Source organism: Superficieibacter sp. HKU1, assembly GCF_029319185.1.
Classification (GTDB): Bacteria; Pseudomonadota; Gammaproteobacteria; order Enterobacterales; family Enterobacteriaceae; genus Superficieibacter.
The window spans coordinates 430,010-443,781 of record NZ_CP119754.1; the positions used below are offsets into that span (position 1 = coordinate 430,010).

Here is a 13,772-nt window from a genome sequence, read left to right on the forward strand (position 1 = left end):
CCAATATGTACTGCCTCGAATTGTAGGGTTGTTCTGGGGCGATTAACCGCGACGGGGCTCATAGATTTACGTATCCGGACAAAACTCTGATTGACGTAAAACGCTACCATTTCGGTTATAAAGCGGTGATGATTATGGCAGTAAATGGTGTTTTCTTACCGAATATGTTTTTAAAACGTTAAATAGCAGAGCATAAATCTGGCAGTTTGTGAGTGTAATCGCATTCATGTAAGTTAATTACGTAAGAGTTTCAGTGATGCTCGTTAACTCAGCTTCATTTTTTATTCGGATGAGTAAAAGAAAGGGGGACAATGCCCCCTTTTCGGCTACCGTGCCAGGTAATGCCGGGTGGCGGCTTCGCCTTACCCGGCCTACAAATGCAGGAATATCAAACGGTTAAACCAGCAACATCAACCGTTTAATACCGGAATATCAACCGGTTGGTGTTTGCGCAGGCCCGCGCAAGCGCAGCGCCGCCGGGCATTCACGGTACGCGGTAGCCATTTTCCATCAGCCAGTGCCGCCGTCCCTGAAATTAATGCACCTGTGGATCGCCCGGTGAGGCGTTATTGCGGATGGCCGTAATATCCATCGCGTCAAACACATAGTGACTGCCGCAGTAATCGCAGTTCATATCGATTTCACCGTCTTCCGCCAGAATGCTGTCCAGCTCTTCATCAGGCAGCGTTTTCAGCGCCGCGGCACAGCGTTCACGGGAGCAGGTACATTTAAACTCCACCTTCTGCGGCTCGTACAGCGTGACTTCTTCTTCGTGATACAGACGCCACAATACATCGTTGGCGGGCAGCGTAAACAGCTCGTCGGCCTTGATGGTTTCGGTCAGGGTCGCCAGATGCTCAAAGTCATTCATCTGCGTTTCCTGGGCCGGAAGCACCTGCAACAACATGCCACCTGCCGCCGGTTTGCCGTCCGCTTCGCCGGTGCGAATAAACAGACGCGTTGGCAGTTGTTCAGAACGCATAAAGTAATCTTCCAGGCAGGCAGCCAGCGTGTCACCTTCCAGACCTACCACGCCCTGATAACGCTCGCCCTCATCCGGCGTAATGGTGATCACCAGATAACCGTTGCCGATCAGCGTTTTCATGTCGGCGTTTTCCGGGATCTCGCCCTGAATACGCGCTACGCCGCGCAGCTGCTGACGGTTATTACCGTTAATCACCGCCAGGTTCATCGGGCCGTCACCCTGCAGTTGAACGGTAATATCACCGTCAAATTTCAGCGTTGCCGTCAGCAGGCTGGTGGCGACCAGCAGCTCGGCGAGAATAGTCTTCACCGGCAGCGGATAGCTATGGTTGGCAAGGATCTCTTGCAGGCTTTCCGACACGGTTACCATTTCGCCGCGCACGGCGTAATTTTCAAACAGGTAACGGTGAAGTTGATCGTGTTGAGTCATAGTGGTCTCTCTTGCGGGCGACGTTATTCGTTTTCGCCGTGTTTAAATCTCATCAGGTCGCGACGTTCTTTTTTATCCGGTCGCCTGTCGGGATGCGGCATGGTCAGGGCATTCATTTTACGTGCCAGGGCTATCTTCTCACGCTTTTCCACGCTTTCCGGCGTCTCTTCATAGAGCGTCGTCGCTTCCGTGGACGGGCGGCGCTGTTCGGTAATTGCTTTCACAATCACCGTACGCTCATCATTGCCCTGACGCAGCGTGAGGGTAGCATTAAGCTCGACGATTTTACTCGGCTTGCTGCGCTGACCGTTGTAATGCACCTTACCGCCTTCAACCATTTCGCGGGCCAGCGCACGTGTTTTATAAAAACGGGCTGCCCACAGCCATTTATCCAGTCTGACGGCGTCAGCGGGCTTTTCTTTCATGGCAACTCCTTCACGGTGAGTGAGGGGATCAGACGCCGGTAATCATTGAGCGACGGATGACGTAAATAGTCCTTATCCGCCAGACCGGAGTCCGGGTTGGTGACGCCAAGGCAATAGCGGATGCCGAATTGTGCGGCGGCATCCAGAATCGGCTCGCTGTCATCAATAAATAGCGTCTTCTCAGGGTTCAGTCCGGTTTCCTGCCTGACCGCTTGCCAGAGCCGCTGATCCTCTTTCGGATAACCAAATGTGTGGGTGGAAAGTAATAAATCAAGGTGTGCACCTAATCCCGTATGCTCCAGCTTTACGGCCAGATTATGCGGATGCGCATTGGTCAGCAGAATACGCTGTTTCCCGCACGCTTTTAGCGCGTCAAGAAAAGGCACGGTATCCTCACGTAATAACGCACGCGGTCCCTGCGCGGTGGTCATCGCGCAGATATCCAGCCCCAGACGTTCGCTCCAGTAATCCAGACAATACCAGTTTAGCGTATGCTGCACGGCACTGTATTCCTGACGGATGAGCGCCTGGGCTTCCTGCGGGCTGACGCCGCGTGCTGCGCCGTAGGTCTCAGGAACCAGTTGCTGCCAGAAATAGTTGTCAAAGGCGAGGTCGAGCAGGGTTCCGTCCATATCCAGCAGAACCGTGTCGACGTCCTGCCAGCAAATATCGGGATGCATATCACTCTCCAGCGGGAAGAAAGGCGACAGCGTACCACAACTGTCGCCATTCAGAATCAGGAGGGCTTCTCCTGCGAGGGGAGCAATACCGGGTTCAGGCAGCTGTCATAATAGTCGTGGATCTTTGCCAGGCGGCTGCGGTTACGCTGATAGCGGCGAATGGCCTGCACACCGTTGTAAACCGCGCAGACGATCATCGCCAGCATCAGCAGCGTCGTTGCCAGGTAGCGCCACAGCCCTGCACGGTCAGGCATACGGTGAAGGCTGATATGCTGAGTGCCATTAGCATCAGTATAAATTTTCGTGACAATGCCTTCAGCCGTAAATGGCGTATGCATTAGCATTTCTGCCAGACGCTGAAACTCTTCCCACTGTTCATGCGCCGGATAGTCATACAGCGTCACCGGCGGATAGGGTTGATTCACCAGATCGCTGCCTTCATCGCTGGAAATCAAAAACCCGCCGGGTGCCGGGCTGTTGAGCGCCTGCGCCGCGCGCGACGTTTCACGCGTTACAAACGGCGCGGCGGTGGTCGTCACCATATTTTCCAGCGATTCCGCGCTGACCGGACGGAGCAGAACGTTGACTCCGTCCAGCCTGCCCGCGCTGGCGCGTTTGGTCAGCGTTTCCCAGTCTTTGGTATTACCGAGATTGACCAGCGCATTTTTCAACCTGACGCATTCGTCAGCCGCCGCGCACAGCTGCTGCGTTTTCAACACGATATCCGCGAAGTCATCCAGCAATACCATGCCTGATTTTTGGATCGCTGAACGCAACGCCGGGCTGACGCGCGTAACTTCATCCGGGCCCGGATGTAATTGTTGGTTCATCGCCTGCATCAGCGCGGTCGCATTGTTAACGGTTTCCGATTCCGGCAACGGCAGGGGAGGCGCGTCATTCCAGACAATTTGTGAACAGTCAAACGGCATAAAAGGCGAACTGGAGCGGGAATTCCAGTTCCCGGCTGGATGGATATTACACATGCCGCTGCCCTGAATACGTAATGTGTCGCCGGTGCGCACGCCTTTCTCTGCCAGCTGTTTAACGCTGGTGGCTTCAACCGTTTGTGCGCCCTTGAGCCAGGAAAGGGTAAATTTAAACGGCATCTCTAATGGTACGGTCGCATACAGCATAATCACCACCAGCAGCGCACCTGCCGCAATCACCGTGCTGCGCAGCCAGTGCTGAAGCGGAAAGTTTTTGACCTCATCATGCAGTGATAAAAAACGTCCCTGGCGCACCACATGGCGGTCGAGATAGATATCAATATTGGTTTGCTGACCTAAATCCTGAGTCACCCACGGCTGCCAGTGACGCGGGTAAATGAGATCGATAATGCCCAGCGAAATATTATTTATCTGCTCGAGATTATTTTCGCCAAAAAGTCCCCAGCGTTTCGGCGTGCCGCGAAGACAGTGGATTTCACGGCGCATACTCTTCATCGGCGGCGCAAAAAGTCCCCATAGCCCGGCGGCCAGCAACAGGATTGCGCCACCTGTCAGCCACGGTAAAAAGACATCGGGGACGATGAGACAGAAGAACATAAATAAAAAAGAGGCGACAATCAGTAATGCTTCGCGCAGACCGTCCGGGCGACTCAGGGCGTACTCTTCGCGCGTTTGCTGACGAATATTGAGCAGTTCGATCTGCTCGCTTTCCTCACCGCGAATGGAGGTTTCTGTCGAGGCCGGACGCTCCAGCGCGTAGCCGTGCGCCTCCTGTATATACTCGTTTAAAGTATGACCATTCAGTGAAATCACCAGCGGCAACGAACTGGTGTAGATCAACTCAACGCTATTTTCATCATTAATATACTGTTCCCAGAACGGGGGCAGATGCACTTCGACAGAATCAAGAAAATAGCGCCATTTATTCGGATCGTCAGTCGTGATGCCATAGCGTGTAATTGAGCGCGTCACGGCCATCACGGTAGAACTTTGCGCATTGAGGCTTAGCGAGACCGGCGGCGCGCTGGCACCAGATACGGGTAACTGCTGGATGCGGCTGAGGCTATCCAGATAATTTTCAACGGCACTCTGCTCTTCCGCCGTCAGCTTACGCGTTGTAGCGCTGGCGAAAGTGTGCAGCCAGGGCAGATGATGTCGATGAAATTTATGTCTGAAAAACCATCCTGCAAGCAGCACGCAGGCCAGCACAGCAGCAAAAAAAATTAAAAAGGTGCTCATGCTTTTCCTATCTTACTTTTCTTACAGGTCTTATGAATAATTTACGTAAGGTGGCAGCAGCCCAGCAGGTTTGTTATAGCGCGCAAGATTTAACCTGTTATTCCGCAACGCGCGATGGTAACAAACTCATTTTAAAGGGTGTATCAGTTTATTCTTAATTGCATTTCAACCTCTTGACTTTTGTGGGTAATGTGGGGAGGTTTATGAGGTTGCAAAAATGTAAAGAAATAGCAATATGGATTGCCGAAACCGTGCGGCATGTCGCACAATAATGCCTGTTACCACAGCAAAGACCCGGCCCCATGAGCAAACCATTACAAAAACCTACCATCCTCAACGTTGAAACCGTCGCCACCTCACGTCTTTTTAACGTTGAAAGTGTCGATCTGGAGTTCAGTAACGGCGTGCGTCGTGTCTATGAAAGAATGCGGCCCTCGACGCGAGAGGCGGTAATGATTGTGCCCATCGTCGACGATCATCTGATTTTAATCCGGGAATATGCGGTCGGGACGGAATCTTACGAGCTGGGTTTTTCAAAGGGGCTTATCGATCCTGGTGAGACTATTTTTGAGGCTGGCAACCGCGAGCTGAAAGAAGAGGTCGGTTTCGGTGCGAATAATCTGACCTTCCTGAAAAAGCTCAGCATGGCACCCTCCTATTTTTCCAGCAAAATGAATATCCTGGTGGCGGAAGATCTCTATCCGGAATCGCTGGAAGGCGACGAGCCTGAACCGTTGCCGCAGGTTCGCTGGCCGCTGGCACATCTGATGGATTTGCTGGAAGAGCCGGACTTTAATGAAGCGCGGAACGTCAGCGCGCTGTTCCTGGTCCGTGAATGGCTGAAAGGGCAGGGACGGCTGTAGCGTCCGTCACAACGCTCTCAGGCCGCGTTTGGCGTCCTGCCCGGCGGCGCTGCGCTTGCCGGGCCTACGATAATGCATAATCTGTGTAGGCCGGGTAAGCGTAGCGCTACCCGGCATGTAATGGCATGGCATCACGCGTTGGCACAACGAGCCGCCACCCGTCAAAACAGTTCGTGCGTCTCGCCGTTATCAATAATCGTCGTACCCACCTCATGCACCGCCTGCTGCGTTGGCTGGGTGCCCTCAATGAAATACTCCGCGCGGCTGTTACCGCCGCTCGCGAGCTGCCCGGTACTCCGGTCAATGTTGACGGTCACGATACCCGGCGGCGGCGTGAGCGGATCTTCCGGCACGCCGTCCAGAATCGACTTCATAAAGGCGTCCCAGGCAGGCTGAGCGCTTTTAGCGCCGCCTTCATAACCGGAAATCTGGTCTTTGATCGCGCCGGAAGCCGTGGTCCGGCCTAAATCGCGACGATGATCGTCAAAACCAATCCACACCGACGTTACCGCGCCCGGACCGTAGCCGGAGAACCACGCGTCTTTCGAACTGTTGGTGGTGCCGGTTTTACCGCCAATATCGTGGCGCTGTAAATCGCGCCCTGCGCGCCAGCCCGTTCCCATCCAGCCCGGTTCGCCAAAAATATTGGTGTTCAGCGCGCTTTTGATCAAAAAGGCCAGCGGCGTGTTGATGACGTGCGGTGCATACTGCTGGCTGCCGGTGCGGGCCACCAGATCCTGATTCGCCTGCTCCAGTTGCGGCATTGGCACCGCCAGGTTTTTTTGCTCCTGCGATGTCGCAACATCTTCAACATCCTGATTTTCCAGCACGTCAGATTTCTGCGTCTCGCCGTAAATCACCGGAATATCACACTCTGCACAGGCGACCTTCGGGTTAGCCGCGAAAATCACCCCGCCCTGGTCGTTTTCAATTTTGGTGATGAAGTAAGGATCGACAAGGAAACCGCCGTTCGCCATCACCGCATAGCCGCGCGCAACCTGCATCGGTGTGAAGGATGCGGAACCCAGCGCCAGGGATTCCGTGTGCACGATGTTCTGTGCCGGAAAGCCGAAACGCTGCAAATATTCCGCCGCGTAATCCACGCCCATTGCCCGCATTGCGCGCACCATCACCACGTTCTTCGACTGACCCAGCCCCTGACGCAGACGAATAGGACCAGCATATTCAGCAGGTGAGTTTTTCGGCCGCCAGTCTGAACCGGCGCCGGCGTCCCAGCGGGAAATCGGCACGTCATTCAGGATACTGGCCAGCGTCAGACCTTTATCCATCGCTGCGGTATAAAGGAACGGCTTAATATTCGATCCGACCTGGCGTAGCGCCTGCGTGGCACGGTTAAACTTGCTCTGGTTGAAATCAAACCCGCCGACCAGCGCGAGGATCGCCCCGTCGTGTGGGTTAATGGATACCAGCGCCGAGTTGACGTCCGGAACCTGCGCCAGCCACCAGCTATCGTTCACCTGACGTACCCACACCTGCTGACCGGTTTGCACCACATCGGTGACTTTACCCGGCGTGCGGCCCTGCTGGGTATCAGAGATCCACGGACGCGCCCAGCGCACCCCTTCCATACGTAACGAGACCGTCGTTCCGTCGCCCAGGATGGCAGTCGCTTCCTGCGGTGAGGCGGACGTAATCACCGCCGGAGACAGCGGCCCGTATGACGGCAGGTCTTTCAGCGAGTCGGTGATCTTTTTGGTATCCCATGCGGCTTCGCCCACTTTCCACAGCACGTTTGCCGGGCCGCGATAACCGTGACGCATATCGTAATCCAGCACGTTATTGCGCACGGCATTCTGCGCGGCCTGCTGATTTTTACGGCTGATGGTGGTGTAAACGCGATAACCGTCTTCATAGGCTTTCTCACCGTAGCGGGTGACCATCTCCTGACGTACCAGTTCCGTCAGATACGGCGCGGAAAAGGCGATCTCCGGGGCGTGATAATTAGCGTCAATGGTCTCGCTGCGGGCCTGAGTAAACTGGTCCTGCGTGATATAGCCTTCGCTCAACATACGCGATAACACGACATTACGCCGTGAAGTTGCCCGATCCAGTGAATAAAGCGGGTTAAACGTCGAAGGCGCTTTTGGCAAACCGGCAATGGTTGCCATCTCGCTTAATGTCAGCTGATCGACGGTTTTACCGAAATAGACCTGCGCGGCAGCACCCACACCGTAGGCCCGATAACCCAGGTAAATTTTGTTCAGATAAAGTTCGAGGATCTCATCTTTACTCATTAACTGCTCAATGCGGATCGCAAGGAACACTTCCTTGATTTTACGCATCAGGGTGCGTTCAGGACTCAGGAAGAAGTTACGCGCTAACTGCTGGGTAATGGTACTGGCACCCTGCGTTGCGTGACCGGAAAAAAGCGCCACGCTGGCGGCACGGAAGATCCCCACCGGATCGACGCCGTGATGCTCGTAGAAACGGCTATCTTCGGTCGCGATAAAGGCTTTCACCATTTCCGGCGGCATCTGGGCGAGTGTGACCGGGATACGCCGTTTTTCGCCGTACTGGGCCATCAATTCGCCATCGGCGCTGTAAATCTGCATTGGAATTTGCAGGCGCACATCTTTGAGCGTCGCGACGTCGGGCAACTGTGGCTCAACAAATTTATAAAGGCCATAAATCGAGCCTGCTCCCAGCAGAATGCAAAAAACTGCAAGGATGAATAAATACTTTACGAACTTCACCGGAGATTTCCCATTTAGTTTGGTCTGGGCAGTTTATAAACAACCGCGCGGTAGTATAAAGGCAAGCCAGATGCATTGATATAGCCGTCATTTGACGATGGATAAGGAGATCGTTTTTTATGGCATTTCGACTCTGGCAGACTGGCTTACATATTCAGCAGGATCAGGTGGTTATCATTGCGCTTGAGCACACGCGTTCGCGCTGGTCGCTGCGCCGCTGGTGGCAGATCCCACTGGTTTCCGGCATCGTGCAGCAGGGGCAAATCGTGCAGCTGGAGGCGCTGGCTGATGCGTTACGCGACTGGCGACGGGAACTGCCGATTCAGCACTGTATTCGCATGGCATTTCCTGCCGCCAGAACGCTGCAAAAAGCGCTTCCCAGACCGGCGCTGGTGCTGCGTGAGGGCGAGCAGGCGGAGTGGATTACGCATTCGATGGCGCAGTCGCTGGATATGGAGCCTGAAGCGCTCTGTTTTGACTATCTTGAGCACGAGCAGGAGAACCTTTATAGCGTTACCGCCGCCCGGCAGCAGGATGTCGGGAGTCTGTCCCTGCTGGCGAAAATGCTGCGGTTAAATTTGACGGCAATTACGCCGGATGCCTGTGCGCTACAACGTTTTCTGCCGTGGTTGAGCGCCGAAGCGCAGTGTCTTGCCTGGTGTCATGACAATCAATGGTTGTGGGCCACGCGTCATAACTGGGGAGGCTGTAACTTCCACGAAGCACCTTCGCCTGCCCATCTCGCTAACCATCTGGCGTGTAAGACTGAGCAACTGGTGCAGTGTACCTCGCAGGCCATGACGACCCCGCATCTCGATCCGTGGAGCACAATACGTTACCAGCAACCGCCGCTGCCCACCTGTGGCGATCGCTTTGCCATTGCGCTGGCGCTGGCATTAGGGGAGCGGTAGCCATGTCGACATTCGTCAATTTTTTACCCTGGCGGCAAATCCGCCGTCAGCAGTGCCTGAATTTCTGGGGGCTATGTTGCGCAGGCTCTGTTCTCAACGTCGCCGCGGCAGTTCTCGTCCTGCGTATCGACACCGGCGCGGCCGGTAGCGCACAGCGTCTGTGGCAGCAGGCGGACCATGCGCTAATCGCTGCGCTGGCCCAGCGTCAGACGCAGTTGCAGGCGCGCCAGGCCGTGCAGGCGCAAGATCTCGCGCGTCAGGAACAACGTGCCGTGACGCAACGCTGGCAGCAGACGCTATCCGATATTGCTTTGCATCTGCCTGCGCAGGCATGGCTCACCCACCTCAACGTTCAGCAAAAGGTACTGACGTTGACGGGCCGCGCGAATACCTTTGCGGCGCTAAGGGCTGTGAATGACACCCTGCAAGCGTTACCCGGCTTTCACGCAGGCACGCCGGGTAAAACCGGGCGCGATGAACAGGGGCGCTGGGAGTTTAACTATCAGTTTATTCGGGAGAGTAACGATGACGTTCAACCCTGAACGCTGGTATGCGCTTTCCTCAACAGGACGCGGTCTGTGCTGGCTCCTTTTTACGCTTATGCTGGCAGTCCTGGGCTGGTGGCGTTGGCTCCATCCGCAACGGCTGCAAATATCGACTGAAGCGGCCCAAATCGCGCTCCAGCGCCAGCATCTGACAACGCGCTGGCGTGAAGTTCTGCTGATGAAAACGTCAGATGACGCGCGGATCGATAACCACGCACTCGCGTCTCCATTTTCGCCTCTCGACTTTCAGATGCCAGACACCCGGCTGGTGAGCTGGCAGCCTGTATCGAAGGGAGGCACGCTGGTGCTGGATACCTCATGGCAGCCAGTGCCCGGCATTTTCAGCCTGCTGGCGCAGCAGGATATGACGGTCACCGCGTTTGCGCTGGAACCTGTCGCCGGGAGGTTACGCTTCACGTTGCAGCTGGAACCAAACGATGCGCGTTAAACGCGGGATCCTGCTGCTCATCACCCTGCCGGTGGTCGTTGGCATGCGCGATCCTTTTCAGCCAGCGGAAGATCGCTGCCAGACGGCGCAGCTTGAGCAATGGCGCTACCAGGGAACCATCGAGCGTCCTCCCAGACGGATTGGCATCGTACGCGATGCGCAGGGGAAATGGTGGCGGGTGGAAGCGGGCAGTCAGTTGCCTGCGGGCTGGCGAGTCGTACAGCTCACCTCGCAGGTAGTCGAGATTGAAACCGGCGCGGGATGCGATCCCGCGCGCTGGTCATGGTCACGGGAAGGAAAAAAACATGAAAACAGGGATAAGCATTCTGCTGCTGATGTTAATGCCGCTGGCATGGGCGCAAAAAACGCAGCCGGTCTCGCTGGTGGTGGATGATGTGCCTGTTGCGCAGGTATTACAGACGCTGGCTGATGTAGAGCAGCAAAACCTTGTCATTGCCCCCGACGTCACCGGCACGCTGTCGCTGCATCTGGTTAACGTTCCCTGGAAGCAGGCACTGCAAACGGTGCTTAACAGCGCCGGTCTGGTCCTGCGCCAGGAGGGAACGGTGATGCATGTGCATTCGCAGTCCTGGCAAACGGCGCGACTTGCACAGCAGGAAGCGGATCGTCTCAGGCAGCAGCAGAACCTGCCGCTCAGTGGTCAGAGCATTACGTTGCAATATGCCGATGCAGAAGAACTGGCGAAAGCCGGGGCAAAACTTCTGAGCTCACGAGGAACGATGACCGTCGACAAACGAATGAACCGGCTATTATTGCGTGATGATAAAACGAATCTGGATGTGCTTCAGCGTTGGGTCGCGGAAATGGATTTACCGGTCGGCCAGGTCGAACTGGCTGCGCATATTGTTACTATCAATGAAAAAAGCCTGCGTGAGCTGGGCGTAAAATGGAGTCTGGCTGACGCCACGCAACCTCCTGGTGCAGGTAAAATCACCACCCTCGGCAGCGATTTATCGGTCAGTGCGGCTTCTACACGTGCCGGATTTAACATCGGGCGGATCAACGGACGGTTGCTGGAGCTCGAGCTTTCGGCGCTGGAGCAAAAGCAGCAGCTGGATATTATTGCCAGTCCGCGTCTTCTGGCCTCACATCTTCAGCCTGCCAGTATTAAACAGGGGAGCGAGATCCCTTATCAGGTTTCCAGCGGTGAGAGCGGCGCGACCTCTGTGGAATTTAAGGAAGCCGTGCTGGGGATGGAGGTCACGCCAACGGTCCTGCAACAGGGCCGGATCCGTCTTAAGCTGCGGATCAGCCAGGATATGCCGGGGCAGGTGCTACAACAGGCCGATGGCGAAGTACTGACAATTGATAAACAGGAAATTGAAACGCAGGTAGAAGTGAAAAGCGGAGAAACGCTGGCGCTCGGCGGCATTTTCTCGCAAAAAAACAAATCTGCTCGTGACAGCATCCCGGTGCTTGGCGACATTCCCTGGGTAGGGCAACTTTTTCGTCACGATGGAAAAGACAATGAGCGTCGTGAACTGGTAGTATTTATCACTCCACGTCTGGTTCCCGGAGCCTGAATGCCATTTTTGGTTATGACACTTTTGTGTTAAATCCACGTCAGGCGTTTGACGTGAGGGAGGATTTAGCATACAAGGAGTACCGATTTGAGAGTCAGTCTCACGGCGCGGGTCAGGGCGATGGTTGCCGAACAAGGGTAATTTATTCAGTTGCCAAACCCGTCAGAGTATTGAGATAATTTTTAGTCTGACTCTCGCTCTATCGCATAAGAGGTTTCAGTTCATTTCCTGCACCGCTGGAAGTCTGCAAAGCAGGTTTATCATTAACGAATAGTCTTAGTAGTACCGAAAAAATGGCAGAGAAACGCAATATCTTTCTGGTTGGGCCTATGGGTGCCGGCAAAAGCACTATTGGGCGTCAGTTAGCTCAACAGCTTAATATGGAATTTTACGACTCAGACCAGGAGATCGAGAAACGCACTGGTGCTGATGTAGGTTGGGTCTTCGACGTTGAAGGTGAAGAAGGTTTCCGCGATCGCGAAGAAAAAGTCATCAATGAATTGACGGAAAAACAGGGCATTGTGCTGGCAACCGGCGGCGGCTCTGTAAAATCACGTGAAACGCGCAATCGTCTCTCCGCTCGCGGAGTTGTGGTGTATCTTGAAACCACGATTGAAAAGCAGCTTGCCCGTACACAGCGTGACAAAAAACGTCCCCTGTTACAGGTAGAGACGCCACCGCGTGAGGTTCTGGAAGCCCTGGCGAATGAACGTAATCCGCTGTACGAAGAGATTGCTGATGTTACCATTCGCACTGACGACCAGAGCGCTAAAGTCGTCGCAAACCAGATTATTCATATGCTGGAAAGCAATTGATTCTGGCTTAATGCACAGGCCAGCGAGTATAAGCAACTAAGGTAGACGTCGCGTTATGGAGAGGCTTACTGTTACTCTCGGGGAACGTAGTTACCCGATTACCATCGCGGCTGGTTTGTTTAACGATCCAGCTTCCTTCTTGCCGCTTAAATCAGGCGATCAGGTCATGCTGGTCACCAATGAAACGCTGGCTCCGCTCTGGATGGACAAGGTAACGACGGTCCTTCAGCAGGCGGGGGTTAATGTCGATAGCGTGATCCTTCCCGACGGCGAGCAGTATAAAAGCCTCGCGGTGATGGACACGGTCTTTACTGCGCTACTGCAAAAACCGCACGGTCGCGATACGACGCTGGTCGCCCTTGGCGGCGGTGTTGTAGGCGATCTAACCGGTTTTGCCGCCGCCAGCTACCAGCGTGGCGTGCGTTTTATTCAGGTTCCTACCACGTTACTGTCGCAGGTTGACTCCTCAGTCGGAGGCAAAACGGCGGTAAATCATCCTCTCGGCAAAAATATGATTGGCGCTTTCTGGCAACCTGCCTCTGTGGTTGTCGATCTCGACTGTCTGAAAACCCTGCCGAAACGTGAACTCTCTTCCGGGCTGGCTGAAGTCATTAAATACGGCATCATTCTTGATGGCGACTTCTTCCGCTGGCTGGAAAATAATATTGATGCGCTGCTGGCGCTTGACGAAAAAGCGATGGCGTACTGCATCCGCCGCTGCTGTGAAATCAAAGCAGAGGTTGTCGCTGCCGACGAGCGCGAGACGGGATTGCGTGCGCTGCTCAATCTTGGACACACATTTGGTCATGCTATTGAAGCCGAGATGGGTTACGGTAACTGGCTGCATGGTGAAGCGGTCTCTGCGGGTATGGTCATGGCCGCAAAAACCGCTGAACGTCTGGGACAGTTTGCAGCGCAGGATACGCAGCGTATTATCACTCTGCTGGAGCGGGCTGGCCTGCCGGTCCACGGACCGCAAGAGATGTCTGCCGACGCGTATTTGCCGCATATGCTGCGTGACAAAAAAGTGCTGGCCGGCAAGATGCGTCTGGTACTGCCGCTCGGTATTGGCAAGAGTGAAGTTCGCGGCGGCGTAGAGCATGATATCGTATTAAGTGCCATTGCTGATTGTCAGCGGGTGTAATAAATAAGAAGTGTCTGCCACGTTTTTACGTGGCGTTTTAACGTCGGGCGATGTGCAATCGTAGTGGGCATAAGCCTTTTAGT

General features: G+C 54.7%; 13 protein-coding genes. 8 read left to right on the forward strand and 5 right to left on the reverse strand.

The annotated features are described in order from the left end of the window. Positions 1-535: 535 nt before the first annotated feature. From hslO to P0H77_RS02010, 4 genes are read right to left on the reverse strand one after another with little or no spacing between them, the layout of a single operon-like run. Positions 536-1,414: an Hsp33 family molecular chaperone HslO gene (gene hslO, locus P0H77_RS01995; protein WP_276163367.1), complete on the reverse strand. Its 879-nt coding sequence runs from the start codon at positions 1,412-1,414 to the stop codon at positions 536-538. Positions 1,415-1,437: 23 nt separating this feature from the next. Beyond that, positions 1,438-1,839 carry a ribosome-associated heat shock protein Hsp15 gene (hslR, locus tag P0H77_RS02000; protein ID WP_276163368.1) on the reverse strand — a complete coding sequence of 134 codons (402 nt, stop codon included), beginning with the start codon at positions 1,837-1,839 and terminating at the stop codon, positions 1,438-1,440. Continuing rightward, on the reverse strand, positions 1,836-2,519 hold the full coding sequence (yrfG, locus tag P0H77_RS02005) for a GMP/IMP nucleotidase (RefSeq protein WP_276163369.1): 684 nt from the start codon (positions 2,517-2,519) through the stop codon (positions 1,836-1,838). The genes hslR and yrfG overlap by 4 nt, the downstream gene beginning before the upstream one ends. Positions 2,520-2,575: 56 nt before the next feature. Further along, positions 2,576-4,705, reverse strand: a complete 2,130-nt coding sequence (locus P0H77_RS02010) for an intracellular growth attenuator family protein (RefSeq protein ID WP_276163370.1) — start codon at positions 4,703-4,705, stop codon at positions 2,576-2,578. Between the two features lie 302 nt (positions 4,706-5,007). On the opposite strand from P0H77_RS02010, the gene nudE reads away from it, so the two are divergent. Beyond that, the gene (nudE, locus tag P0H77_RS02015; RefSeq protein ID WP_276163371.1) at positions 5,008-5,568 is read left to right on the forward strand and encodes an ADP compounds hydrolase NudE; all 561 of its coding nucleotides are present in this window, start codon (positions 5,008-5,010) and stop codon (positions 5,566-5,568) included. A 161-nt stretch (positions 5,569-5,729) separates the two neighbouring features. Here the strand turns inward: nudE and mrcA are convergent, their stop codons facing one another. Next, complete coding sequence (gene mrcA, locus P0H77_RS02020; protein ID WP_276163372.1) at positions 5,730-8,282, reverse strand: peptidoglycan glycosyltransferase/peptidoglycan DD-transpeptidase MrcA; 2,553 nt, start codon at positions 8,280-8,282, stop codon at positions 5,730-5,732. A gap of 119 nt (positions 8,283-8,401) precedes the next feature. Here mrcA and P0H77_RS02025 point away from each other — a divergent pair, with 119 nt between their 5' ends. From P0H77_RS02025 to aroB, 7 genes are all read left to right on the forward strand, one after another. Continuing rightward, complete coding sequence (locus tag P0H77_RS02025; RefSeq protein WP_276163373.1) at positions 8,402-9,193, forward strand: pilus assembly protein; 792 nt, start codon at positions 8,402-8,404, stop codon at positions 9,191-9,193. A 2-nt stretch (positions 9,194-9,195) separates the two neighbouring features. Continuing rightward, a complete protein-coding gene (locus tag P0H77_RS02030; RefSeq protein WP_276163374.1) occupies positions 9,196-9,735 on the forward strand; it encodes a PilN domain-containing protein in 540 nt (179 codons plus the stop codon). After that, a complete protein-coding gene (locus P0H77_RS02035; protein WP_276163375.1) occupies positions 9,719-10,186 on the forward strand; it encodes a hypothetical protein in 468 nt (155 codons plus the stop codon). Before P0H77_RS02030 ends, P0H77_RS02035 begins: the two co-directional genes overlap by 17 nt. Next, positions 10,176-10,580: a HofP DNA utilization family protein gene (locus tag P0H77_RS02040; protein WP_276163376.1), complete on the forward strand. Its 405-nt coding sequence runs from the start codon at positions 10,176-10,178 to the stop codon at positions 10,578-10,580. Before P0H77_RS02035 ends, P0H77_RS02040 begins: the two co-directional genes overlap by 11 nt. Then, entirely contained in the window at positions 10,492-11,730 is a 1,239-nt protein-coding gene (hofQ, locus tag P0H77_RS02045) for a DNA uptake porin HofQ (protein WP_276163377.1), read from the forward strand. Before P0H77_RS02040 ends, hofQ begins: the two co-directional genes overlap by 89 nt. A 293-nt stretch (positions 11,731-12,023) precedes the next feature. Further along, positions 12,024-12,545 (forward strand): shikimate kinase AroK, encoded by a 522-nt coding sequence (gene aroK, locus P0H77_RS02050; RefSeq protein ID WP_103677226.1) that lies wholly within the window; start codon positions 12,024-12,026, stop codon positions 12,543-12,545. 55 nt (positions 12,546-12,600) lie between these two features. Beyond that, complete coding sequence (gene aroB / locus P0H77_RS02055; protein ID WP_276163378.1) at positions 12,601-13,689, forward strand: 3-dehydroquinate synthase; 1,089 nt, start codon at positions 12,601-12,603, stop codon at positions 13,687-13,689. Positions 13,690-13,772: the final 83 nt, after the last annotated feature.